Here is a 22,974-nt window from a genome sequence, read left to right on the forward strand (position 1 = left end):
GTCGGCGTATTCCCCGGGTGCGCCGCAGGGCCCGGGCGGTCCCCCCCAGCCGCCGCCCCCGCAGTGGTCCCCGCCGGGCGCCCAGGCTCCTGGCGGCGGCGCTCCGATGCCGCAGGACGGCCTCGCCGCGGTGAAGGACGTCGCCGGGAAGGTGTCGGTCACCGGCTGGATCGTGCTCGGCGGGCTCGTCGTCACCGTGATTGCGATCTTCCTGCCGTTCGCGACGGTCAGCTTCAAGCTGTTCGGGGAAACCCTGGGGTCCCACGACGTCTCCGCCAACGGGGCGGCCAAGATCGTCGTGGTCGTGTTGGCCGCCTTGGCCGGGTGGCTGGCGTACCCCGCCCTGACGGGGACCCAAATGGCGGTCGCGCGGCTGATCGCGGTCAGCGTCGTGGTCGGACTGCTCGGTGCCCTGACTTTCGTGTGGTTCAACACCGTGTCGTCCGAGAACGACAAGGGAGAGGGCATCGTCGACCTCACGCCGGGGTTTGGCTTGATGTTGTACGCGCTGGCGGTCGTCGTCACCGCCGTGGGCGTCGTGCGGCTGTGGATCGACCGGTCCAAGGCGCAGAAGCGGTCCTATTAGCCACTATTAGCCACTATTAGCCACTATTAGCCATGCGCCACAACGGAATAGGATGCCCATGAGTCCTCGATGCGCTCGTCATCTGACCGGTGTCGCCGGCGCCGTCGTCGCGGTCGTTACCGCAAGCGTGATAACAGCCGCGTGCACTGGCAAGGGTGCCAACACTCCCGAGGCCACCGATGCCACGACCACCGCACCCACGGCGGGCACCGCGGCGAAGCCGAACACCGGGGCAAGCTCGACACCCGCGCCGGGGCAGCCGCCCCAGGGCCCGGCCACGGGCTCGGCGGTCGTGCTCCCCTTCACCGGCCTGGACCGACCCGTCACCGTGACGGTGCAGTTGCCCGCCGGCGCGGTGTTCGTCACCGACGGCGGCAATAACCGGGTGGTGAAGCTGGCGGCGAATTCGCCCACCCAGTCCGTGCCCCCGCTCTCCGGGCTCAACAGCCCCGTCGGCGTGGCGGCCAGCGGCGACGACCTTTTCGTCACCGACGCCAGCGGCAGCCGGGTGTGGTGGTCGAAAGCCCCCCGGACGACGCCGACGCCGCCGTGGCAATCCGCGTCGAGCACCGAGTGGATGGGGCCGTTCAGCGGCCTGAACTCGCCCCGCGGCGTGTTCTGGGTCATGGGCCAGCAGTTCTACGTCGTCGATGGCGGCAACAACCGGGTGCTGATGTGGCACGACGGGATGAACGCGCCGCAGGTGCTGGGCTTCACGGGCCTGAACAACCCGGACGGCATCGCGGTCGACGATTTTTCGAACGTCTTTGTCGCCGACACGGGCAACAACCGCGTGGTCCTGCTGAAGGGCGACGGCACCCAGAGCGTGCTGGCCTTCACCGGCCTCAACGGTCCGCAGGGCGTGGCGGTGTACTCCGGCGACGTTTACGTGGCCGACGGCGGTAACAACCGCGTGGTGAAGCTCAAGACCGACCGCACCACCAAGGCCACCACCCAGTCCATCCTGCCGATCAGCGGCCTGAAGAACCCGCGCGGCGTCGCGCTCGACGGCCAGGGCAACCTGTACGTCGTCGACAGCGGCAACAACCGGGTGCTGAAGCTGGACAAGGCATTTGCGGCACAGTGACCCAGCCGACGCGCCCGGCGGTCAGGCCGGTGAGCCGCTGGCCTACGTGGTCGTCGCCGACGGCCGAACCGAACGGCCGGTGCCGATCTTCGATCAGCTCTTCGTCGGCCGCGAATGCGCCGGCATCGGCGTCACGCGCCGGCTGGTGATCGACGATCCCGAAATCTCGCGCACCCACCTGGAAATCCGGCTGGACGCCGCCGGCGATCAGGCGTTCGTGATCGACACCAGCAGCAACGGCACCCTGCTCAACGGCATTCGGATCGAACGCGCGGTCGCGCTGCCGATCAGGCCCGGCGACGAGATCCGGTTGGGCGACGTGGTGCTGACGTTTCGCTCGCAGCGTTTCACGGCCGTGCCCAGGGGGCCCGCGCAGCGGACGCGTGAGCGGATCGGCCGGGCCGCCATGGTGATGGTGGTCGGCGACATCGTCAACTACTCGACGATCTCGCAGATGACGGACGAGGGGGTGATGGCGCGCGGCCTGCACACGCTGTGGAATCGGCTGGGCGAGGTGCTGCGCGCGCACCGCGGCACGCTCAGCTACTACGCCGGCGACGCGCTGTTCGCGGTCTGGGAACTCGGCCGGTTCCCGGACGCCGGCGAGCTGGCCATCGACTTCGCCCTGGCTGCGAACGCGCTGGTCGGGGAATTGGCGCCCGGCCTGCCGCTGCGCGACCCCGATGGCTCGCCGATCCGTATGGGCTGGGGCGTGGTGCAGGGCATGGTGGCCCTGGCCGCGATGACCCGATCAACCGACGCGGTCATCGGCGACGCCACCAACGTGGCGTTTCGGTTGTCGGGACTCGCGGGCCGGGACGGGCGGGCGCCGGTGCTGGTGACCGGCGAGGTGCGCCGCACCGTTGCCGCGCCGTTCGTGTGGGGCGAGGGCGAAGAGGTGGAGCTGAAGGGGCGCCGTGGAACCGAGACCGTGTTCCCGGTGCTCGCGCGCGAGGCCCGCCGCTGACGGCGCCGCGGCCGGGGATCCTTCCAAGAATCCTTCCAAGGATCCTTCAAGGCGCCCGGAGCATCCTTCGGGGCATGAGGAAGGCCGCGCCGCTCGCCGTCGGAACCGTTTGGGCGGCCGCGGTTTTCTGCCCATCGGCGGGCGCCGATCCCACGCCGGACCATTACGCGAACGTCAGGACCCCGTCGCCGCCGATGCGCTGCCAGGTCTCCTCGGACTACGGCAACCGGCGGGGCCCCACGGTCGTGTGCCAGACGGCCGGCTTCCCGCAGTCCCCGATGAATCCCGCGCCGTATCCGGGTTGGGCCGGGGATCCGCTGGTGTTGCATCAGGATCAGGCCATCGTCAGCGCGTCCGGCCAATTCGAGTGGCGGACGGCCAATCTCGGTTTGGCCCCGCCCGGTCAGCCCGACACCACGCTGGTCGAGGGGCAGACCTACCACCTGCACGGCTGGACGATCGCGCCCGCCGCCGGGGGCACCCGTTTCACCAACGACGCGACGGGACACGGGATGTTCATCGCCGGGGGCTACCGCGTCGAGCCCTTCTGACCCCAAACGCCATGTCCCGGCCAGTGGCCCTCGACACGCGATTGGGCGTCTCGGGTTGTTAACCTGGCGAAATGGACGAGCCCAGCGACAAGTCGGCGAAGTCGCCGCTTGCGGCCACCAGTCGGGCCCTGCTGTGCATGATGTCCTACGAGGAGGAGGTCTCCGGTTACGACCTCAAGAAATGGATCGACTGGAGCGTCGACCTCTACTACTGGAGCCCGTCCTACAGCCAGATCTACACCGAGCTGAAGAAGCTCGAGGGCCTCGGGCTGGTCACGTCGCGCGTCGAGCGCGACGAGGGCACCCGCACCCGCCGGCTCTACAAGATCACCCAGGCCGGGATGGCCGCCGCGATCGAGTGGGTCAACCACGCCCCGGTCGATCCGCCGGTGCTCAAGCACAGCGTGCTGCTGCGCGTCACATTCGGTCACCTCACCAACCCGGCACGGCTCAAGGAACTGCTGCAGGAGCACGTGGCGTACGCCGACGCCCGCCACCGCAAGGCGGTGGAAGACGCCGACGGCGCCGAGGTCGAACCCGCCTGGGCGTATTCGGTGATCGCGCTGCGCTGGGCGGCGAAGTACTACGCCGCCGAGCGCGAATTCGCCCTGGAGCTCATGAAGGAGATCGACGAGGCGGACGCGATCATGCAGAAGGCCGCCAAGGGTGGCTTCGGGAAACCGCGCCCGACACCGGGTTATTGGCGCGAGGTCGAGAAGCAGGTCCAGGCCAGGCGCGAAGCCGACTAGTCCCGATCGTCTCGACCCGCCGCGTCCAGCGCGGCATCCAGGGCCGCAACGTAGCCGTAGACCAATCCCTGCGCGATCGTCGCGCCCGCCCCCGGGTACGTCGTGCCGAACGCGTTCGCGGCGGTGTTGCCGATCGCGTACAGCCCCGCGATCACGCCGCCGTCCTCGCGCAGCACCCGCGCCCGCGCGTCGGTCTTGAGCCCGCCGCACGTACCCAGATCGCTGAGTACCATTTCCACGGCGTAGAAGGGCCCGTTGACCAGTGGGCGCAGGTTGGGATTCGGCCTTATCGTCGGGTCGCCGTAGTACCGGTCGTACGCGCTGCGACCGCGGCCGAAGTCGGGATCCTTGCCGGCGGAGGCGTTTTCGTTGAAGCGCGTCATCGTCTGGGAGAACTCCGGCACCGGAACGCCCATCCGCGCGCCCAGCTCGCCGAGGCTGTCGGCCCGCACCGCGATGCCGCCGTCGTACCATGCCTGCGGGATCCGCATCCGCGGAAACAGCTCTGCGCCAAAGACGTAACTGTTCCGGTACTGCTGGTCGAAGACGATCCACATGGCCTCCACCGCGTTGCCCGACCGCTCCAGCTCGAGCAGCCGCTGGCCGAACGACATGTAGTCCGCCGACTCGTTGGCGAACCGGTGGCCGCGCTGGTCCACGATCAGCGAGCCCGGAAGCGACCGCTCGGCCAGCATCACCGCCGGGGCCCGGCCGGGCAGGGGAGCGATGGCCGGAAACCACCACGCCTGGTCCATCAGCGCGATGCCTGCACCGATTTCCTGCCCCGCGCGGATCCCGTCGCCGGTGTTGGATTCGGCGCCCAGGCTCAGGTTGGCGCCCAGCGATTCCGACTGGAACTTCCACCGCATGTCCATGCTGTGGTCGAAACCGCCGGTGGCCAGCACCACACCCCGTCGCGCGGTGATGGTCACCTCGCGCCCGGCGTGCTCCACGACCGCGCCGGTCACGCGGCCGCCGTCGGCCGGGCTGCTCACCAGGCGCAGCAGCGTGGTGTCGGTCCACACCGGGATGCCCGCGCGCAGCACGCCCGCGAACAACCCCGCCATCAGGCCCTGGCCGCCCGCCGCGTAGCGCCGGCCCAGCAGGCGGCCGCCCACGCCCTGCGCCACCCGCTTGGCGAAGGTCGGGATGCCCTTGCGCGGCACCCGGGCCACCAGGTTCATCCACCGATAGTCGGCGCCGGTGGTGGGTATCGAGAAGCCGGCCTCCAGCACGCCGGGGCGCAGGCGGGTGCGGTACCCGCCGAGGATCGACGTGTCCAGCGGGTGGCACTCGCAGGTGCGGCCCGCGGCGCTGCCGCCCGGCTCCTCCGGGTGGTAGTCGGAGTAGTCGCGGGCCCAGAACAGCCGCAGTGGGGTGGTGCGGCCCAGCATGTCGACGGTCGCGGCGACGTGCGCGAGGAAGCCGGCCGATCGCGGCGGGGGCGCCGACCCGGCGACCACCGCGTCCAGGTAGGCGGCCGCGCGGTCGGGTGTGTCGCCGGCGCCCGCCGCGCGCAGCACGGGGGAGGCCGGCAGCCACAGCGCGCCCCCCGAGCGGGCGGTCGAGCCGCCCACGCGCGACGACTTCTCGACGATCAGCACCGACAGCCCACGCTCCCGGGCGGCCAGCGCCGCGGCCATGCCGGTGCCCGAGCCGACGACCAGCAGGTCCACGGTGGTGTCGGCGACGGGAAGTCCGGCGGGAATCGCGGAAGTCTCGGACTTCGTCGTCGCGCTGTGCGGGGCCACGTCGGCAACCGTAGGCCGCTGCGGCGCGGAAAATGAAGTCCCGTCCTGATCAGTGGAACAGCTCGTCCCGCCGGCCCGGCCGCGGGAGTTCAATCCTTCCCATGACGTCGCACACCGAGGCCGACGAGGTTCGGCTCATCGAGGCGCAGGCCGCGCCGACGAGGTTCGCGCGCGGATGGCATTGCCTGGGCCTGCTCAGGGATTTCGCCGACGGCAAGCCGCACGCGATCAACGCCTTCGGGCAAAAGCTGGTCGTCTTCCGCGGCGGGGACGGCGCCATCAACGTGCTCGACGGCTACTGCCGGCACATGGGCGGGGACCTTTCGCAGGGCGAGGTCAAGGGCAACGAGATCGCGTGCCCGTTCCACGACTGGCGCTGGGGCGGCGACGGGCGCTGCAAGCAGGTGCCGTACAGCAGGCGCACGCCCCGGATGGCCCGCACGGGGGCGTGGACCACGCTGCAGCAGGACGGGATGCTGTTCGTCTGGAACGACCCGGAGCGCAAGCCACCGCCACCGGAGGTCACCATTCCGCGCATCGAGGGCGCCACCAGCGACGAGTGGACCGACTGGCACTGGTACAGCACGGTCGTGGAAAGCAACTGTCGCGAAATCATCGACAACGTCGTGGATATGGCGCACTTCTTCTACATCCATGGCTCGCTGCCGACGTACTTCAAGAACATCTTCGAGGGACACGTCGCCACGCAGTACATGAACGGCGGGAGCCGGCCCGACATCGGAAGCCCCGAGGGGAGCCAGCTGCTCGGCACGACGTCGGTGGCGTCCTACTACGGCCCGTCCTTCATGATCGACGACCTGACCTACCACTACGAAGACGGCGACGCCCAAACGATTCTGATCAACTGCCACTACCCGATCGACGCGAATTCGTTTGTGCTGCAGTACGGGATCATCGTCAAGAAGTCGGAGAAGCTGCCCGGGGACGAGGCCATGCGGACCGCGATCGGCCTCGGCGATTTCGTGAAGATCGGCTTCGAGCAGGACGTGCAGATCTGGCGGCACAAGGCGCGCATCGACAACCCCTTGCTGGTCGAGGAGGACGGGCCCGTCTATCAGTTGCGCCGCTGGTACCAGCAGTTCTACGTCGATGTCGCCGACGTGCAGCCGGACATGGTGGACCGCTTCGAGTTCGAGCTGGACACCACCCGGCCCTACGAGGCGTGGATGAAGGAGGTCGAGGCGAACATGGCGGCCCAGGCGGCGGGCCCGGTTTGATGCCGGTCCGGGCCGACAACCGCCTCGAGGAGGCGCCGATGGTCCCCGTGGCGTGCCGGCGCTGCGGCGCGGGGGTGCTGGCGCGCAAGAGCAGCTGGAGCCAGACCAGCGTGCAGTGGAGCGCCGATGCCACGGCGCGGTGCGCCGAACGCGCCGAAGCGCAGCGGATTTCGGCGCCCGCTGGCCGCGGCGTGTTCCTGGTGTGCTCGGCGCTGAGCGCGTCGATCGCCGACGCGGTGCGCCGCGGCGAGCTGTTCATCGTCGACGAGACGGCCCCCGCGGCGACGTAGGTCGCGCGGCGCCCACCGATTCACAACGTGAAGGCGCTGATCGGCGCCTCGTCCGGGTAGACCGACGGGCCGCCCAGGTCGTAGGCGGCGTTGATGGCGCGGATGAAATCCGGGTCGTGCAGCGGTTCGCTCGGCACGTCGAGCTTGATGCCCCGCCCGTTGACGTCGTCGACCATCATGTCGATGGCCCGCTCGATGGTCAGGTCGTCGGAGCCCTCCATGTTCTTTTTCAGCTCGTCGAAGTCGGAGAACACCTCGGCCGACCAATGCACCAAGAACCGCAGCTGCTCGGTGTGGTGGCGCGCGATCACCTCGTCACCGTTTTTCAGCAGCCACCGGTCGCGGTCGCCGGGGTCGCCGGTGAACACGGTGTCGAAGGCCAGGCCGGGCGGAATCTGTTGGTCGAGTGGCCCGTTGGCCTCCCCGCGGTGCACCATCATCTCGTTTTGCACCACGACGCCGCGGTTGTAGATGGGCGGCAGCACGCGCTGCGGCGGCCGCAGCGGGCCGTCGGGCCAGTAGGTGAATCCGCTGCCGGAGTCGAGCGAGAACCAGGTGATGACCTGGGCCATCTTGATCAGGTAGTCCTGAAACAGGCCGGACTTGCCCATCACGCTGGTGAGCCAGGTCGGCGCGTTCTCGTGGCGCACGCCACGGAAACTGGGCGAATCAAGGTGCCCCGGATCGCGATTCGCACACGGCCCGTTGATGTTGAACAACATCAGCTGCGGCTTGGCGTACTCGGCGTTCCAGTAGCTCTTGGCCATCTCCAGGAATTGCGCGTTGTAGAAGCAGTCGTGCAGCTCGGGGTAGAGCACCGCACCGTAGTTGGCGAGGTAGCCGCGAAACGTCGGGGTGAGAAACAGATCCAGCGACGGGGTGAACCCTTCGGGGAAGACGCCGCTCATGGTGGCGAGCAATTCGTCGGCCGACGCAAAGTGCTGCGCGATGATCAGCCGCCACGGGCCGCGGGTGCGCACCACGTCGAGCAGGCGCTCGCGCTGATCGTCGGTGTAGACGTCCCGGATCTCGCGGGGCGGCGCGGCCGGCCGCAAGACCTCGGAAAGTTCCATCCGCCGCTCGTCGGTGAGCATCAGTCGTCTCCTTCTGCAGTTGGTGGGGTGGTCTGGGGGTGGGTCCGCCGCAAGGGCGGCGGATACGCGAATTTCGTGCGCAGCAGCGCCCCGACCTCGGCGATGGCCAACCGGCCCCGCGCGGTCGCGTCCGAGCGCATCAAAAAGCCGTGATACATCCCCGGATACCGCGTGCTGGTGGTCTGCACACCCGCGTCGCGCAGCCGGTCGGCATAGCGCTCGCCCCAGTCGCGGATCGGGTCGCAGCCCGCGGTCACCACGATCGCCGGCGGCAGGCCCGACAGGTCGGTGGCGTACGCCGGGACCAGGTAGGGATCGTGGGGGAGCCCCGCACCGCCGTCGGTGAGGGCATGCAGGAACTCGATGTCGTCGCGACAAAGCATCGGAGCGTCGGCCAGGGCGGTGATCGACGGGGCCGTCATGTCGCGATCCAGACCGGGATACAGCAGCACCTGCGCACAGACCGGCGGGCCGCCCCGGTCACGCGCGGCCAGCGCGACCGCCGCCGCCAGCGAACCGCCCGCGCTGTCACCGACCACCGCGAGGCGGCCCGCGTCGACCCCGATTTCGCCGGCGTGCTGCGACACCCAGCTGGTGGCGGCGTAGGCGTCGTCGAACTGCGCCGGGGGCGCCGACTCGGGCGCCAGTCGGTAATCCACGGCCACCAGCGTCGCCGCGCACGCCGACGCCAGGGCGCGGGCCAGCGGTTCGAACGAATGGTTGGAGCCCATCACCAGCCCGCCGCCGTGGAAGTACACCAGGACCGGCGCCCCGGAATCAGTTGTCGGGTAGTAGATCCGGGCCGGTATCGGTCCGCCGGCCCCGGGCACGGTGGCGTCGGCGATGCGGGCCATCTCGGGCATCGCGTCGGGCAGTGGCGCGGATTCGATCGCGGCGCGCACCGCGGCCAGGCCCCGCTCGCGCATCGAGGGAAGGTCGCCGAACGAGGCGACACGTGCGGCGGCGTCGGGATCCAACGTGGGCGTCGTCATCGTCTGAGGGCCGGCGGTCGTTGCGCGGCGAGCACATTCGCTCGTTCCGTCATGGCCGCCGCGACCGACGGCTGGGTGAGCAGATAGAACCTGCCCCCGGCGGCCTGCTCGAATACCGTCTCGGCGGCGGCCAGTGGATCCATGGCCCCCGCCTTGACCTCGAGCATGGCCGCCCGCTGCTGCTCGGCGGCCGCGGCGTCGGTGGCGCGGGACGGGTCCACCCCGCCCGCGGACTCGAAGATGTTGGACACCACCGCGCCCGGCAGCACGGCCTGCACGTGGACGTGGTGGCCGTGGCCGGCCGACTCGACATCCAGGCGCAGGCACTCCGTCAACGCCAGCACCGCGTGCTTGCTCGCGATGTACGGCGCCTGCAAGGGGATGGCCACGACCCCGCCGACCGACGACAGGTTCCACACCCAGGCCTGCTCCCCGGCGGCCATCATCCTCGGCACGAAGGCCCGCACGCCGTAAAAGACGCCGCTGATGTTGACGTCCACGACGCGCCGCCAGTTGTCGACGGGCGTGTCCCAGAGGTAGCCGAACTGTTCGACTCCGGCGTTGTTCACCAGCAGCCGCACCGCGCCGACATCGCGGTATGTCGTCTCGGCGAGCCGCTCCACGGCGTCGGGGTCCCGCACGTCGCAGGTGACGCCGATCGCGGTGGCACCGGCCGCGCGCAGCTCGTCGCGGACGGCCGCGACGGCGTCGGCGTCGATGTCGGCGAGGACCACCGTCATCCCCAATGCCGCGGCGTGACGGGCCATTCCGGCGCCGACGCCACCGCCGGCCCCGGTGATGACGGCGACGCCGCCGGAGAATGCATCCCGCGCGCTCACCGGTCTAGGAGGCGGCGGCGGTGTCCGCGTCGAGCTCGGACAGCGGCACCGAGTTGGTGGTGTCCAGAACGATGTCCATCTCGGTGAACTCCAGCCCGCCCGCGCCGCGTCGCACCGCGACGGTCGCGACGCCGCTGGACACGGCGAACGGCACGAAGTTCGCCACCTGGTTGACGAAGAGGTAGAAACGCGCGCGGGTGACCCCGCCGTCGGTTCCGATGCGGTGCACGTTGGTGGCGTGATGGCGCAGGGGGTAGGGGCTCTGCTTGCGATGGTCCGACAGCCAGTCCATGACCGCGTCCCGGCCACGCAGCTCGGGTGACATCAACTCCTCGAAGGGGCTGGCGCCCGAATCGCTTCGGGTCACGTACCGCACGTCGTCGGCGTACCGCGCCGCGAGCTCGCCGTAGTGCGCCTCGTCGTAGTGGTACCAGAAACCCGCGATGAACTCCTGCAGCTCGGCCACCGTGATGTCGTTGCTCATGGCGGCGAGTCAACTCGGTTGTGGGCCGCGCGAAGGGGGCGATGCCCGTTCAGTGGGACGAAGTCCTCCGCCGGGGGGCGCGCGGCCCCGATACTCGTGCCATGACGCCTGCCGCCCCGGTGGATCCCGACGAGCTGCGGGTCAACCTGCGTCAGGCCGATCCCGGGGTCCTGGTTGCCGTGCTGGCGCAGTTGACCGGTGATCACGCGGTGGTCGACCGGTTCGGCCCCAAGATCGACCACGTTCCCGATCCCCCGGAACAGGCCGGCGTCACCGATTCCGAGACGGCGGCCGAGCTCGTCGACGCGGTGGTGGCCGCGGTCCGGTCACCACGGCCGGCAGCGGCCGTCGCGGCCGACGACCCCGATCTGTTTGCGCGGATCGCGCCGCTGGCCCTCGGTGGCACCATCGGCGCCGAATACCTGCCGATGTTGTTGGAGCAGGGTGGCTTTCAGCCGCGGCAGCCGGTGTTGCCGCGCACCTCCAAGCTCCCCGACGGCTTTCGGGTCGCGGTCATCGGCGCGGGCATCGCCGGGCTGACCGCGGCTCTGGAGCTGGCGGACGCCGGCATCGAATACCAGATCTTCGACCGCAACGCCGAGGTCGGAGGCACCTGGTACACCACCACCTACCCGGGCATCGGCGTCGACACCCCGTCGGCGTACTACTCGCTGTCGCGCGACGTCAAGGGCGACTGGTCCAGCTACTACCCGATGGGCCCGGAGTATCAGGCGTACCTGGTGTCGGTCGCCGACAAGAACGACCTCCGGCGGCACACCAGGTTCGCCACCGAGGTCGAGGCGCTGTGGTGGGACGACGAGCGCCGGCGGTGGCAAATCCATGCGGTGGGCCCCGACGGTGCCCGGGACGTGAGCTACGCGAACGTCGTGATTCCCGCGGCCGGCTACCTCAACCGGCCGCGCTGGCCGGACCTGCCGGGCCGCGAGACGTTCTCGGGGTCGTCGGTGCATTCGGCCCAATGGGATCCCGGCCTGGACCTGACCGGCAAGCGGGTGGCCGTCATCGGCGCGGGCTGCACCGCGGTGCAGATCGTCGACGCGTGCGTGGACGAGGTGGCACACCTGACGGTGTTTCAGCGTCAGCCGCACTGGGTGGCGCCGCGGCGACGGGCCTCCGACGACGTGCCCGCCTATCAGCGGTGGCTGGGCACGCGGCTGCCGTTCTACGCCAACTGGATCCGGCTCAAGTCGTTCTGGGGGACCGCGGACAACAACTACCCGGTGATCCTCCACGAACCCGAGTGGGCGGCCCGGCACCTGTCGATCTCGCCGGCCAACGACGCGCTGCTGCAGTTGTGCCTTGACTACATCCACCGGGTGTTCGGCGCGGACAGCGAGTTGGCCCGCAAGGTCACACCCGACTTCGCGCCTTACGGCAAGCGGATCATCCGGGATCCCGGTGGCTACTACGCGGCGCTGGCGCGCGACCACGTCGACGTGGAGGCGAGCGAGCCGGCGCGGGTCACCGAGGCGGGCCTCGTGACCGCCGACGGCCGCCAGATCGACGTCGACGTCATCGTCTATGCGACCGGCTATCACCTGGATTTCCTGTCGCGGGTGGACATCCGGGGCCGGCAGGGCCGGAGGCTGGTCGACGAGTGGGGCGACAGCCCGCGCGCGTACCGGGGCGGGACCGTGCCCGGATTCCCCAACATGTTCATCTCGTCGGCGCCCAATTACAGCCCCGGTCATGGCGGCGGGCACAACTTCGGCGTCGAGGTGATGGTGCACTACGTCATGGAGTGCCTGCAGCTGATGGCGCTGCGGGACGCGTCGGTCATGGAGGTGACCCGGCGCGCGTACGAGGACTACGTCGCCGAGATCGATGCCACCATGGCCGGCACGGTCTGGTGCCACACGCCGGGCGCGCATACCTACTACCGCTCGGGCGGGGGACGCATCGTGATTTCGTTCCCGTACCGGCTGGTCGACGTGTGGCGCGGCCATCGCGCCCCGATCGAATCCGACTTCGACCTACGATGACGAGCGAATTGCTTTCCGGCAAAACGGCTTTGGTCACCGGAAGCAGCCGTGGGATCGGGCGGGCGATCGCGCAGCGGCTGGCCGCCGAGGGCGCCACCGTGGCGGTCACGGCACGGTCCCACGCGCCGTCCTCGTCGCTTCGCGGGGGTGCGGCCTCGACGCTGCCCGGCACCGTCGGCGAGACCGTCGATTTGATCCGGGCCGCGGGCGGGGACGCGTTCGCGGTCGTGGCCGACCTGGAGGACCCCGGGCAGCGCGACGGGCTGGTGGCCGAGGTGCTCGGGCGCACCGGCCGCGTCGACATCCTGGTCAACAACGCCGGGTTCGCCGACTACGCGCTCGTCGACGAGATGAGCCTGCAGACGTTCGACCGCACGGTGGAGCATTACCTGCGCGTGCCCTTCGCGCTCACGAAAGCCGCCGTGCCGCACATGCGCCGGCAAGGCGCGGGCTGGATCGTCAACATCGGCTCGGTGACCGGCCTTGCGCCCGCGCGGCCATATCGGGACTACAACAAGGACTCCGGCGACGTGATCTACGCGTCGGTGAAGGCGGCGCTGCACCGCTTCACCCAAGGCGTCGCCGCGGAACTGCTCGATGCCAACATCGCGGTGAACTGCGTCGCGCCGTCGACCGCGGTCCGCACTCCCGGTGCGGCGCAACTGATCCCGGCGGCGTTTCCGACCGAGCCGGTGGAGTATCTGGCCGAAACGGTACTGGCGATGTGCCATCTGCCCGCCGCCCAGCGAACCGGTCTGGTCGCCTTCAGCCTGCACTATCCCTGGTCGCAGGGCCTGCCGGTGCGCGGCCTGGACGGAACGTCCGAGTTGCCGCCGCTGCCGCCGCCGGCGAGCGCCAACCCGAACATCCTCCCCGCGGGGATCTAGCTCAGCACGCCGCCGGCGATCGCGCAGAAGCTGTGGCACACCCGGTCGCGGACGATCACGTCGGTGGTCTCGGGATCGAACCACCGGTCCACGACGGCCCAGTGGATCGGATGCATGAGGTAGGGCCCCATCAGCCCGTCGACGTCGCTGAACTCCTGCTCGAAGACGTGGGTCCACTCGGTGGGCCCGATCGCCTCGGATACCCGGCTCAGTTGCCACGCACGGATGGTCCGCACGTAGCGCGGCATCGACGACAACTCGCGCTCGAAGCGGACGACGGTCGACTCGGGGGTGCCCGGCGCCACGCGCAGCAACAGCGTGCGGTAGACGGTGCCTGCGGTGTCGCCCCGGCGTTGGGGCACACCCGAATAGCCCACCCCGTTGACGCGGGTCACGGCGGGCTCGACCAGCAGCGCTGCGAATTGCCCCGCCACGCGGGCCCAGTGGTCCTCGGTGGCGAACCGCAGATGCACGAGGACGTCACCGCCGTTGCGGGTGCCCGGCAACGTCGGCCCCACGACCCAGCGCGGGACTCCGGCCGCGGCCGCGGCGGCACTCAACTCCGCGACCAGCCGGTCGCGACCGGCCGGGACGACGTCGAGCAGCCTGGTGACGCTATACATCGCACAGGCCGGCCACGTCGGCGGCGGCCGCGGCGAACGATCGCGACCGCTCCTGCACCAATTCGCCGACGCGCGACCACCATTCGGCCAGCGCGGGATCGGAGCGGCCCCGCCACGTCATCCGCCACCATGCCGGCGGGTCGGGCAGGGTCCACGTGATCGTGACGGTGTTGGGCAGCTCGTCGGACCAGATGGGCGGGCTGACCAGCACGTCGCGCAGCGTCATTCCGCGGGCGCGCGCGCCGGGAGCGTAGTCCGCGAGATAGGTGTCGACGAACCGGCGGGCGCAGCCCGGGCGGGTGACAACCCGGTCGATGACGAACACGCGGTCCTCGGCCATGGGCGCAGCTCAGGCGTACTGCAGCGCGGGACGCGATCCGGCCGGTGCGGGCCGAAGCGGCCGGAGCGGCCGGAGGGGCTGCAGGGTCGGCGCGACCCGTCGCGGGCCGTCCTCGACATTGCGCCAGATGCCCATCGCCGTCATGCGCACCGGGGCGGTGAGCCGCTGGTCGAACGCCATGCGGTTCACCGGGCCGCACACCGACACCGCAGCGACGACTTCCTCGGCCTCACCGGGGCCGCCGATCGGGGCCGCGACGCAACCGAATCCGGGCAGCGATTCCTCCCGTTCGAAGGCGACCCCGTGGGCACGGACCTTGGCCAGTTCGATGGCGAGCTGCGCGCCGGTGCCGATCGAGTACTTCGTCTTGCGCACCCGCAGGTCGAGCTCGGCGTGCTCGTCGCGGTAGGCCAGGATCGCCTTGCCGACGGCCGTGCAGTGCGCGGGCTGGCGACCGCCCACGCGCGTCGGGATCCTCTGGCCGCCGATCTTGTCGAGGTAGACGACGTCGGGCCCGTCCAGCACCGCGAGGTGCACGGCAAGCCCGGTGGCGCGGTGCAGCTCGCCCAGCAGCGGGGCGGCGGCCCGCACCAGGCGGTCCTGATGCACGGCCAGGGAGCCCAGCTCCACCAGCCGCATGCCCAGCTCGTAGTCGCGGCCGCTACGGCGCAGCCAGCGCAGCTGGACGAGGCGCTCGAGCATCCGGTGCGCCGAGGAGCGGGGCAGGCCGGTCCGTCGGACGATCTGGGCCAGCGTCAGCCGCCCTGGGCCTTCGAAGGCGTCCAGGACCAGCGAGATGCGGTCGATGACGGCCGTGGGGGTTTCGGCGGGCGCGGGCATACATCCTCCTGGCTGGCATATTCCTATTAGGAATATAGGGGATGGCGAGCGGTCGCAAAAGCCCCCGCGCGCTCGGCGTGTCGGGGGCTTTGCGACCGCTTGGGGTGGAGGGGACTCAGCCCTTCGCGGCGGACCGTCCCGCGCGCCGGCCGTAGAAGCTGCCGTCGCCCAGCGAGACGCCGCTGGCGTAACCCCACGCGGCCAGGCCGGCGGTGCAGCGGCCCGCGGCGAACAGCCCCGGGATGGGCTCGCCGCCGACGTGCAGCACCTCGGCGTCCAACGTGGTGGCCAGCCCGCCGAGGGTGAATCCGCCGGTGTTGTCGCGGAGGTCGATCGCGCCGACCGGGGAGCCGATCGGCTTGATCCACTCGGGTTTCTTGTGCAGGAGCGGGTCCTCGCCGCGGCCCGCGCCGTCGTTGTAGGCGGCGACGGTCGCCTGCAGCGAACCGGGCGCCAGCCCCATCTCGCCTTCCAGGTCGGCCACCGTGTCGGCCACCCAGGTCGGCTGCCGCAGCATGAACTTCGGCGACCAGGAGGCCATCGCCTCCTGCTGCGCGTCGTCGTCGATGATCAGGTAGGCGACGTTGTCCTGCTGGTAGAGCGTGAGCTGCCCGATCCGGCCCGGGTAGGTGTCCTCGGCGACGTAGCGCTGGCCGCGGCCGTTGACCAGGATGCCGCGCACGAGCTGCTGGGGGTCGATGAAGATCGCGACCTCGGTCGCGTCCATGTGGGCCAGGTCGGCGCCCAGCGCCTGGGCCATCCGGATCGCCTGCCCGTCGTGCTGCTCGATCGACGCCGCCGGGCGGCCGGCGATCCGCGGCGCGTAGCGCGCGACCATGTCGTCGTTGTAGGCGAAGCTGCCGGTGGCGAGCACGACCCCGGACCGCGCCCGGATCGACATCTCCTCCCCGTACCGGCGGGCGCGGATGCCGGCGACGCGGCCGTCGGATTCGGTGATGAGGCGCTGGACACGCACGTCGTACAGCGCCCGCGCGCCGGCCGCCGCGGCCGTCTCGACGAGCGGCTTCATCAGCATGTAGCCCGCGCTCGCCTCGCCCTGCTTCTTGTTCGACATCTGCGGGACGTGCCCGCGCGGGGCCGGGGCGGCGATGGTGTTGAACGGGAAGGAGTTCTCGCCGCCGCTGTACATCAGGCCCTGATCGCCCATCGGCTCCCAGCCCGGCTCGGAGAAGAACTCCGCCTTGAACGGGACGCCGCAGCCGACCAGCCAGTCGAAGTGGGCGACGCTGCCGGCGCAGTAGTCGGCGATCCGGTCCACGTCGGCGCCCGGGCCCATCGCGACCTCGAGGAAGGCCGCCATGTTCTCGACGGAATCGTCGAAGCCGCAGGCCTTTTGCAGCGGGGTGCCGCCACCGAGGTAGATGAATCCACCGGCCATCGCCGCCGCGCCGCCCCAGGATCCGGTGCGCTCCAGCACCAGCACGTCGGCGCCGGACCGGGCCGCTTCGACCGCCGCGGCCGCACCGGCGACGCCGTAGCCGGCGATGACGACGTCGGCCTCCTGATCCCACGACGTGATCGACGCGGCCGGCACCGGGCTGACGTCGTTTGTCATAGCTTCGTCACCGGTCTGTCACCGGTCCCTCAGGGCCTCATCGCGGCGGGCATCTCGCCGACCCATTGATGGCCCCAGTAGCTATCGGCGGTGATTTCCTCTGCGCTGTAATACGTTTCGTCGACGCGCATGCCGTCGGTGCCGAACTCGATGTCCCAGTCGCCGGGGGCGCGGACGTAGAACGACACCATCTTGTCGTTGGTGTGCCGCCCCAGCGTAGACGACAGCTGGAAGCCCTCGGCGTTGACGCGGTCCAGCGCCTGACCCACCGCGTCGAGGGTGTCGACCTCCACCATGATGTGCACCAGGCGCGGATCCCGCTGGTGCATGGCGGGAACGATCGCCAGGCTGTGGTGCCGCTCGTTGATGCCCAGGAAGCGGACCCGCACCGGGCCGAACTCCTTGGGCAACGGCACCCTGAACGCGCCGCGGGAACGGAACCCCAGTACCTCGGTGTAGAAGTCGAACAGCGCGTTGGGATCCATCGCGGGCACCACGACATGGCCGAGGCCCTGATCGCCGGTGACGAATCGCGCGCCGAAGGGCGTGACCACCGGGCTGTGGTCGAGCACCGGTCCGTGAAACACCTCGAGGGTGTGGCCCGCCGGGTCCTCGAAGGTGATCACCTCTTCGACGCGGCGGGCCTCGGCGTCGTCGACCGAGAGCTGCTTGAACGCCACGCCGGCGCCGTCGAGGGTGGCTTTGACCCGTTGCAGCGCCGCGTGGTCGCGCACCTCCCAGCCGATGGTGAGCACCCGGTCGGTCTCGGCCGGGACGACGACGATGCGCGCCGCGCGTTCGTCCATCCGCAGATACAGCGCCGACGGGTCGGGCCCCTTGCCTTCGGCGAAACCCAGCACGCCGAACGCGAACTGTCGCCAGCGGTCGATGGCATGGGTGGAAAGGGTAATGTAGCCAAGGCTTTTCAGGTCGGTCACGTGGTCTCCTAGATCAGGGCCCGCAACGGGCCCTCGGGCGGATCGACACCCAGCGAACTGAGCGCCGACGCGTGGTAGGTGGTCCCGGGGACGTGGATCGCGTGTAGGTGGCCGACGTGCACGTCGCGCCAGTACCGCTGCAGGGGCTTGTCCATCCGGGCCGCATTGCCGCCGGAGCGGGCGAAGATCTCGTCGACCGCCGACACCGCGCGCCACACCGCGCGCACCTGGGTGCGGCGACCCGCCGCGCGGTCGGCGAACGACACCTCCTTGCCGGCGGCGACCATGTCGTAGATGCGGTCGACGTTGGCCAGCAGTTCCTGGCGGGCGGCGTTGATGTCGGCGGCCGCCTCCCCGATGGCGTACATGACGTAGGGGTCGTCCTTGATCGCGGTTCCGGTCGCGCCCACGCGCTCGCGCTGGTAGTCCAGGTGGGCCGCCAGCGCGCCCTCGGCGATGCCGATGGTGGCCGCCGAAATGCCCAGCGGGAACATCGTCGACCAGGGCATCAAATACAGCGGCTCGGTCATGCCGGCCTCGCGCTGGGCGGTGCCGTCCATCACTTTGGTCGCGTCCATGGTGCGGTAGGCCGGGACGAACGCGTCCTTGACGATGACGTCCTTGGAGCCGGTGCCGCGCAGCCCCACCACGTCCCAGGAGTCCTCCACGATCTGGTAGTCCTTGCGGGGCAGGATCATGTGCAGCATCTGCGGCGGCATCAGCGGGATGCCCTTGTCGTCGCCGAGCATCGCCCCCAGGATGATCCAGTCGCAATGGTCGGTGCCGGAGCTGAACTGCCAGCGGCCGTTGAAGATGTAGCCGCCATCCCCTCCGTCAATGGGCTTGGCCACGCCCTGCGGCGCGTACGGGGACGCCATCCACGTGTCGACGTCGTCGCCCCACACCTCGGCGGGCACCCTCGGGTCGGCGTAGGCCAACTGGTAGGGGTGCACGCCGACCACGCCGACGATCCAGCCGGCGGCCGGGTCCAGCGCCGCGGTGGCCATCGCCGTCTCGGCCCATTCCCGGGGGTGAACCTCAAACCCCTGGTAGCTCTTCGGCTGCAGCAGCCGGATCACGCCGGCCCCCTTCATCAGCTTGACGGTGTCGTCGGTGAGCCGGCCGATGCGTTCGGCTTCCGCCGCTTGGTCGCGTAACCGGTCCGCCATCGCCACGATCCGGTCGAGTGCCCGCTCGCTCATGTTGTTGTCCTTGCCTGTAGGGGACCTGTGGGGCGTAACTAATGGTCTACCGCACCCGGCGCCGAACTCGAAGCCGTTCCCGGTGAGCGGACGCAAAACGTCCGGTGACCGGGAGGCAAGGCGGCCGACCACGGCACCGGCCCCTACCGTGGCCGGCTGTGAAGAATGCCGTCGGGCGGCCCCTGGACGTCGTCGTGGTCGGCGCGGGCTTCGCGGGCCTGTACGCCCTGCACCGGCTGCGCGCGCAAGGGCTGTCGGTGCAGGTCGTGGAGGCAGCGCCGGAGCTGGGCGGCACCTGGTACCACAACCGCTATCCCGGCGCGCGCTGCGATGTGGAGAGCGTCGACTACTGCTACTCCTTTTCCGACGAGCTGCAGCAGCAGTGGAACTGGACCGAGAAGTACGCCTCCCAGGCCGAAATCCTGAGGTACCTGAATTGGGTCGCCGACACGCTCGACCTGCGCCGCGACATCGCGTTCGGGGCTCGCGTCGCATCGGCGGTGCTCGACGAGACGACGCTGCGCTGGACGGTGAGCACCGAGGACGGACGGGCGTTCTCGGCGCGGTTCTGCGTCATGGCGACGGGCCCGCTCTCGGCCGCGCTGACACCCGATTTCCCCGGTCTGGACACCTTCGCCGGCGAGACCTACCACACCGCGCACTGGCCCCACGATCACGTCGACTTCGCCGGCAAGCGGGTGGCGGTGATCGGCACCGGATCGTCTGGCATCCAATCGATCCCGATCATCGCCGAGCGGGCCGAGCACCTCTACGTCTTCCAGCGCACGCCGAACTACAGCGTCCCCGCGGGCAACAGGCCGTTGTCCCCCGAGGAACTCGACCGGATCAAGGCCGGCTACGCGCAACGGCGCCGGCTGTCGTGGCGCAGCGGCGGCGGGTCACCGCACGTCACCGCCGAAAAACCGACCATGGAGTACACCCCCGAAGAGCGCCGCGCGGCGTTCGAAAGGCGGTGGCGGCTGGGCGGCGTGCTGTTCTCCAAGACCTTCCCCGACCAGATGACAGATCCCGCGGCCAACGACGAGGCCCGCAGCTTCTACGAGGAGAAGATCCGGGCGGTCGTCGACGACCCGGCGCTGGCCGACATGCTGATTCCCACCGATCACCCGATCGGGACGAAGCGAATCTGCACCGACAGCAACTACTTTCAGACCTTCAACCGTCCCAACGTCTCGCTGGTCAACGTGCGGGCCACTCCGATCCAATCCGTCGACACCACGGGGATCAACACCGCCGAGGACCGCTATGACGTCGACATGATCGTCCTGGCAACCGGTTTCGACGCCATGACCGGGGCGTTGGCCGGCATCGACATCGTCGGCCGCGGTGGCGTGAAGCTGCGCGACGACTGGGCGCGCGGGCCACGCACCTACCTGGGGCTCGGCGTCGACGGCTTCCCGAACCTGTTCCCGATCTCGGGCCCGGGGGCGCCGGCGGTGCTGGCCAACATGGTGCTGCACGCCGAGGCGCAGGTGAACTGGGTCGCGGAGGCCATCGGCTACCTCGACGACCACGGTTATGCCGCGATCGAAGCCACCCGCGATGCCGTGGACGGCTGGGGCGCGGAATGCGCCCGTCGGGCCGAGGCCACCCTGTTCACCAAGGCGAACTCCTGGTACATGGGGGCCAACGTGCCCGGAAAGCCAAGGGGCTTCATGTTGTTCGTCGGCGGGTTTGCGGCGTACAACGACATCTGCGCCGAGGTCGCCGACGCCGGATACAAGGGTTTCGACCTGGTTAAGATGCGCCGATGACGGGATTGCTCGACAAGGTGGTGGTGGTCACCGGCGCCGCCCGCGGTACCGGCCGGGTGCACTGCCAGCGGTTCGCCGAGGAGGGCGCCGACGTGATCGCGCTCGACGAACCGGGCGCCGCCGACGAATTGCGGGGCACCGCAACCGAAGTCGAAAGCCGGGGTCGGCGTTGCGCGACCGGTTCGGCCGACGTCGGTGACCTGGATGCCGTCACGGCCGCGATCGACGGGGCCGTCGCCGAACTGGGGCGCCTGGACGTCGTCATCGCCAACGCCGGAATCCACCTGCCGGGCGCGCCGTCGTGGGAGCTCGACCCGCGGGACTGGCAACGCACGCTCGACATCAACCTCACCGGGGTGTGGCACACCGTCAGGGCCGCGGTGCCCCACATGATCGATTCCGAAGGTGCCGGCGGCGGTTCCGTCGTCATCATCAGCTCCACCAACGGACTTCGCGGGACCGCCAACACCGCCCACTACACCGCCAGCAAGCACGCCGTGGTAGGTCTGGCGCGAACGCTGGCCAACGAGCTGGGGCCGCGCAACGTTCGGGTCAACACCGTGCACCCCGGCGCGGTCGCGACCCCGACGGTGCTCAACGAGGCGACGTACCGGCGCCTGCGGCCGGACCTGGACAACCCCACCGCGGCCGACGCCGCGGAGGTGCTCAGGGCGCGCAACCTGCTGCCGGTGCCGTGGGTGGAGCCCGTCGACGTGGCCAACGCCGTGGTGTTTCTGGCCTCCGACGCGGCGCGCTACATCACCGGCACCCAGCTCGTCGTCGACGCCGGCCTCACACAGAAGACCAGGTGAGCGGGGCGTCCGCGCCGCGGCTGGCGGGCAAGGTCGCCCTGATCACCGGCGCCGCGCGCGGGATCGGGCGCGCGCAGGCAGTGCGGTTCGCGCAGGAGGGCGCCGACATCGTTGCGCTCGACATCTGCGCCGCGGTGGACACGGTGATCATCCCGCACGCCACGCCTGCCGACCTCGACGAGACGGCGGCGCTTGTCGCCGCGGCGGGCGCCGCGGTGCACACCGAAATCGTCGACGTGCGCGACCTGGCCGCCGTCGCGGCCGCCACCGACCGCGGCGCCGAGCGGTTCGGGGGACTGGACGTGGTGTGCGCGACGGCCGGGATCACCTCGCGCGGGACGGCGCTCGAGCTCGACGAAAACACCTGGCGCACCATGTTGGACGTCAACCTCACCGGCGTGTGGCACACCTGCCGGGCCGGGGCGCCACACCTGATCGCGCGGGGTGGCGGCGCGATGATCCTGACCAATTCGATCGCGGGGCTGCGTGGGCTGGTCGGCGTCGCGCATTACACCGCCGCCAAGCACGGCGTCGTCGGCTTGATGCGCAGCTTGGCCAATGAGCTTGCGCCGCACCGTGTTCGGGTGAACTGCATCCACCCGACCAATGTCGACACCCCGATGATCCAGAACGACGCCGTGCGAGCCGCTTTCCGTCCGGACCTGGACCGCACACCCACCCGCGCCGAATTCGCCGAAGCGGCCCGCGCCATGAATATGCTCGGGGTGCCGTGGGTGGACGCGGTGGACGTCGCCAACGCGGCGCTGTTCTTGGCCTCCGACGAGGCGCGCTACATCACCGCGGCGACCCTGCCCGTCGACGCGGGCGCCACCCAACGATGAGGAGCGAAAGCATGGCCGATGTCGGCGAATTGGACGAATTGGCGGCCCGGCTGCGCCGGCTCGAGGACGACCGCGACATCCGGCAGTTGGTCGCCTCGTACGGCCCGGCGGTGGACGCCGGCGACCCGGATGCCGCGGCGCGGCTGTGGGCGACCGACGGCGTCTACGACGTCGACGGCTGGCGGATGGAAAGCCGGGCCGATGTCCGCGCGATGGTGGCCTCCGACGCCCACCAAGACCTGGTGGCCAAGGGCTGCTGCCACTTCCTCGGCCCCTGCGTCGTGACGGTCACCGGCGACGAGGCCGTCGCGGTGTGCGAGTCCCTGGTCCTCATCCGCGACGGTTCCGAAAAGGCGGCCTACCGGGTGTGGCGCGCCACCGCGCACCATTTCGCGCTGCGGCGGATCGACGGGAGGTGGCAAATCACCGCGCGCACCAGCCGGGTGCTCGACGGCAACCCCGACGCCCGCAGCTTGCTGACGCGGGGCCTCGCGGGCTCCGCCTAGCC

At 70.3% G+C, this 22,974-nt stretch carries 24 protein-coding genes; 13 read left to right on the top strand and 11 right to left on the bottom strand.

Annotation, left to right across the window (positions count from 1 at the left end):
• The 5 genes from BST11_RS15660 to BST11_RS15680 all read left to right on the top strand — a co-directional run.
• Positions 1-586: hypothetical protein (locus BST11_RS15660; protein ID WP_211284725.1), on the top strand; the 586-nt coding region annotated here is incomplete at its 5' end.
• A gap of 58 nt (positions 587-644) precedes the next feature.
• Entirely contained in the window at positions 645-1,673 is a 1,029-nt protein-coding gene (locus BST11_RS15665) for an NHL repeat-containing protein (protein ID WP_158086796.1), read from the top strand.
• On the top strand, positions 1,660-2,640 hold the full coding sequence (locus BST11_RS15670; protein ID WP_244897672.1) for an adenylate/guanylate cyclase domain-containing protein: 981 nt from the start codon (positions 1,660-1,662) through the stop codon (positions 2,638-2,640). The genes BST11_RS15665 and BST11_RS15670 overlap by 14 nt, the downstream gene beginning before the upstream one ends.
• A gap of 74 nt (positions 2,641-2,714) precedes the next feature.
• On the top strand, positions 2,715-3,191 hold the full coding sequence (locus tag BST11_RS15675) for a hypothetical protein (protein WP_083138850.1): 477 nt from the start codon (positions 2,715-2,717) through the stop codon (positions 3,189-3,191).
• Between the two features lie 71 nt (positions 3,192-3,262).
• Positions 3,263-3,940: a PadR family transcriptional regulator gene (locus tag BST11_RS15680; RefSeq protein ID WP_083138851.1), complete on the top strand. Its 678-nt coding sequence runs from the start codon at positions 3,263-3,265 to the stop codon at positions 3,938-3,940.
• Here BST11_RS15680 and BST11_RS15685 read toward each other — a convergent pair.
• Positions 3,937-5,691 (bottom strand): 3-ketosteroid-delta-1-dehydrogenase, encoded by a 1,755-nt coding sequence (locus BST11_RS15685; protein WP_083138852.1) that lies wholly within the window; start codon positions 5,689-5,691, stop codon positions 3,937-3,939. The genes BST11_RS15680 and BST11_RS15685 overlap by 4 nt on opposite strands.
• A 101-nt stretch (positions 5,692-5,792) precedes the next feature.
• On the opposite strand from BST11_RS15685, the gene BST11_RS15690 reads away from it, so the two are divergent.
• Together BST11_RS15690 and BST11_RS15695 are read left to right on the top strand one after the other, a co-directional pair.
• Positions 5,793-6,929, top strand: a complete 1,137-nt coding sequence (locus BST11_RS15690) for a 3-ketosteroid-9-alpha-monooxygenase, oxygenase component (RefSeq protein WP_083138853.1) — start codon at positions 5,793-5,795, stop codon at positions 6,927-6,929.
• Positions 6,929-7,219, top strand: a complete 291-nt coding sequence (locus tag BST11_RS15695) for a ferredoxin (protein ID WP_083138903.1) — start codon at positions 6,929-6,931, stop codon at positions 7,217-7,219. The genes BST11_RS15690 and BST11_RS15695 overlap by 1 nt, the downstream gene beginning before the upstream one ends.
• Before the next feature lie 20 nt (positions 7,220-7,239).
• On the opposite strand, the gene BST11_RS15700 is transcribed toward BST11_RS15695, so the two are convergent.
• From BST11_RS15700 to BST11_RS15715, 4 genes are read right to left on the bottom strand one after another with little or no spacing between them, the layout of a single operon-like run.
• Entirely contained in the window at positions 7,240-8,313 is a 1,074-nt protein-coding gene (locus BST11_RS15700; RefSeq protein WP_083138854.1) for a hypothetical protein, read from the bottom strand.
• Positions 8,313-9,305: an alpha/beta hydrolase gene (locus tag BST11_RS15705; protein WP_083138855.1), complete on the bottom strand. Its 993-nt coding sequence runs from the start codon at positions 9,303-9,305 to the stop codon at positions 8,313-8,315. Before BST11_RS15705 ends, BST11_RS15700 begins: the two co-directional genes overlap by 1 nt.
• Entirely contained in the window at positions 9,302-10,144 is an 843-nt protein-coding gene (locus tag BST11_RS15710; RefSeq protein ID WP_083138856.1) for an SDR family NAD(P)-dependent oxidoreductase, read from the bottom strand. The genes BST11_RS15705 and BST11_RS15710 overlap by 4 nt, the downstream gene beginning before the upstream one ends.
• A 4-nt stretch (positions 10,145-10,148) precedes the next feature.
• Entirely contained in the window at positions 10,149-10,628 is a 480-nt protein-coding gene (locus tag BST11_RS15715; RefSeq protein ID WP_083138857.1) for a nuclear transport factor 2 family protein, read from the bottom strand.
• Between the two features lie 101 nt (positions 10,629-10,729).
• On the opposite strand from BST11_RS15715, the gene BST11_RS15720 reads away from it, so the two are divergent.
• Together BST11_RS15720 and BST11_RS15725 are read left to right on the top strand one after the other, a co-directional pair.
• A complete protein-coding gene (locus tag BST11_RS15720) occupies positions 10,730-12,631 on the top strand; it encodes a flavin-containing monooxygenase (protein WP_083138858.1) in 1,902 nt (633 codons plus the stop codon).
• Positions 12,628-13,518 (top strand): SDR family NAD(P)-dependent oxidoreductase, encoded by an 891-nt coding sequence (locus BST11_RS15725; RefSeq protein WP_083138859.1) that lies wholly within the window; start codon positions 12,628-12,630, stop codon positions 13,516-13,518. The genes BST11_RS15720 and BST11_RS15725 overlap by 4 nt, the downstream gene beginning before the upstream one ends.
• On the opposite strand, the gene BST11_RS15730 is transcribed toward BST11_RS15725, so the two are convergent.
• The 6 genes from BST11_RS15730 to BST11_RS15755 all read right to left on the bottom strand — a co-directional run bounded on the left by BST11_RS15730 (position 13,515) and on the right by BST11_RS15755 (position 19,037).
• The gene (locus BST11_RS15730; RefSeq protein ID WP_083138860.1) at positions 13,515-14,141 is read right to left on the bottom strand and encodes a Dabb family protein; all 627 of its coding nucleotides are present in this window, start codon (positions 14,139-14,141) and stop codon (positions 13,515-13,517) included. The genes BST11_RS15725 and BST11_RS15730 overlap by 4 nt on opposite strands.
• On the bottom strand, positions 14,134-14,481 hold the full coding sequence (locus BST11_RS15735) for a hypothetical protein (RefSeq protein ID WP_083138861.1): 348 nt from the start codon (positions 14,479-14,481) through the stop codon (positions 14,134-14,136). The genes BST11_RS15730 and BST11_RS15735 overlap by 8 nt, the downstream gene beginning before the upstream one ends.
• A 9-nt stretch (positions 14,482-14,490) precedes the next feature.
• Entirely contained in the window at positions 14,491-15,321 is an 831-nt protein-coding gene (locus tag BST11_RS15740; protein WP_083138862.1) for an IclR family transcriptional regulator, read from the bottom strand.
• A gap of 115 nt (positions 15,322-15,436) precedes the next feature.
• Positions 15,437-16,897 carry an FAD-dependent oxidoreductase gene (locus BST11_RS15745; RefSeq protein ID WP_083138863.1) on the bottom strand — a complete coding sequence of 487 codons (1,461 nt, stop codon included), beginning with the start codon at positions 16,895-16,897 and terminating at the stop codon, positions 15,437-15,439.
• 29 nt (positions 16,898-16,926) lie between these two features.
• Entirely contained in the window at positions 16,927-17,835 is a 909-nt protein-coding gene (bphC, locus tag BST11_RS15750) for a biphenyl-2,3-diol 1,2-dioxygenase (RefSeq protein WP_083138864.1), read from the bottom strand.
• A gap of 8 nt (positions 17,836-17,843) precedes the next feature.
• Entirely contained in the window at positions 17,844-19,037 is a 1,194-nt protein-coding gene (locus BST11_RS15755; RefSeq protein ID WP_083138865.1) for an acyl-CoA dehydrogenase family protein, read from the bottom strand.
• Positions 19,038-19,195: 158 nt separating this feature from the next.
• Here BST11_RS15755 and BST11_RS15760 point away from each other — a divergent pair, with 158 nt between their 5' ends.
• From BST11_RS15760 to BST11_RS15775, 4 genes are read left to right on the top strand one after another with little or no spacing between them, the layout of a single operon-like run.
• Positions 19,196-20,812 carry a flavin-containing monooxygenase gene (locus BST11_RS15760; protein ID WP_083138866.1) on the top strand — a complete coding sequence of 539 codons (1,617 nt, stop codon included), beginning with the start codon at positions 19,196-19,198 and terminating at the stop codon, positions 20,810-20,812.
• A complete protein-coding gene (locus tag BST11_RS15765; RefSeq protein ID WP_083138867.1) occupies positions 20,809-21,624 on the top strand; it encodes a mycofactocin-coupled SDR family oxidoreductase in 816 nt (271 codons plus the stop codon). The genes BST11_RS15760 and BST11_RS15765 overlap by 4 nt, the downstream gene beginning before the upstream one ends.
• Positions 21,621-22,466: a mycofactocin-coupled SDR family oxidoreductase gene (locus tag BST11_RS15770; protein WP_083138868.1), complete on the top strand. Its 846-nt coding sequence runs from the start codon at positions 21,621-21,623 to the stop codon at positions 22,464-22,466. Before BST11_RS15765 ends, BST11_RS15770 begins: the two co-directional genes overlap by 4 nt.
• 11 nt (positions 22,467-22,477) lie before the next feature.
• Complete coding sequence (locus tag BST11_RS15775; RefSeq protein ID WP_142276380.1) at positions 22,478-22,972, top strand: nuclear transport factor 2 family protein; 495 nt, start codon at positions 22,478-22,480, stop codon at positions 22,970-22,972.
• Positions 22,973-22,974: the final 2 nt, after the last annotated feature.

The sequence above is a fragment of the Mycobacterium alsense genome (assembly GCF_002086635.1).
Taxonomy (GTDB): Bacteria; Actinomycetota; Actinomycetes; order Mycobacteriales; family Mycobacteriaceae; genus Mycobacterium; species Mycobacterium alsense.

Excerpts from the sequence above, each read along its gene's own strand:
- BST11_RS15665 (WP_158086796.1), top strand. The coding sequence starts at position 645 with ATGAGTCCTCGATGCGCTCGTCATCTGACCGGTGTCGCCGGCGCCGTC.
- BST11_RS15675 (WP_083138850.1), top strand. The coding sequence starts at position 2,715 with ATGAGGAAGGCCGCGCCGCTCGCCGTCGGAACCGTTTGGGCGGCCGCG.
- BST11_RS15680 (WP_083138851.1), top strand. The coding sequence starts at position 3,263 with ATGGACGAGCCCAGCGACAAGTCGGCGAAGTCGCCGCTTGCGGCCACC.
- BST11_RS15690 (WP_083138853.1), top strand. The coding sequence starts at position 5,793 with ATGACGTCGCACACCGAGGCCGACGAGGTTCGGCTCATCGAGGCGCAG.
- BST11_RS15695 (WP_083138903.1), top strand. The coding sequence starts at position 6,929 with ATGCCGGTCCGGGCCGACAACCGCCTCGAGGAGGCGCCGATGGTCCCC.
- BST11_RS15700 (WP_083138854.1), bottom strand. The coding sequence starts at position 8,313 with ATGCTCACCGACGAGCGGCGGATGGAACTTTCCGAGGTCTTGCGGCCG.
- BST11_RS15705 (WP_083138855.1), bottom strand. The coding sequence starts at position 9,305 with ATGACGACGCCCACGTTGGATCCCGACGCCGCCGCACGTGTCGCCTCG.
- BST11_RS15715 (WP_083138857.1), bottom strand. The coding sequence starts at position 10,628 with ATGAGCAACGACATCACGGTGGCCGAGCTGCAGGAGTTCATCGCGGGT.
- BST11_RS15720 (WP_083138858.1), top strand. The coding sequence starts at position 10,730 with ATGACGCCTGCCGCCCCGGTGGATCCCGACGAGCTGCGGGTCAACCTG.
- BST11_RS15725 (WP_083138859.1), top strand. The coding sequence starts at position 12,628 with ATGACGAGCGAATTGCTTTCCGGCAAAACGGCTTTGGTCACCGGAAGC.
- BST11_RS15730 (WP_083138860.1), bottom strand. The coding sequence starts at position 14,141 with ATGTATAGCGTCACCAGGCTGCTCGACGTCGTCCCGGCCGGTCGCGAC.
- BST11_RS15735 (WP_083138861.1), bottom strand. The coding sequence starts at position 14,481 with ATGGCCGAGGACCGCGTGTTCGTCATCGACCGGGTTGTCACCCGCCCG.
- BST11_RS15740 (WP_083138862.1), bottom strand. The coding sequence starts at position 15,321 with ATGCCCGCGCCCGCCGAAACCCCCACGGCCGTCATCGACCGCATCTCG.
- BST11_RS15745 (WP_083138863.1), bottom strand. The coding sequence starts at position 16,897 with ATGACAAACGACGTCAGCCCGGTGCCGGCCGCGTCGATCACGTCGTGG.
- BST11_RS15755 (WP_083138865.1), bottom strand. The coding sequence starts at position 19,037 with ATGAGCGAGCGGGCACTCGACCGGATCGTGGCGATGGCGGACCGGTTA.
- BST11_RS15765 (WP_083138867.1), top strand. The coding sequence starts at position 20,809 with ATGACGGGATTGCTCGACAAGGTGGTGGTGGTCACCGGCGCCGCCCGC.
- BST11_RS15775 (WP_142276380.1), top strand. The coding sequence starts at position 22,478 with ATGGCCGATGTCGGCGAATTGGACGAATTGGCGGCCCGGCTGCGCCGG.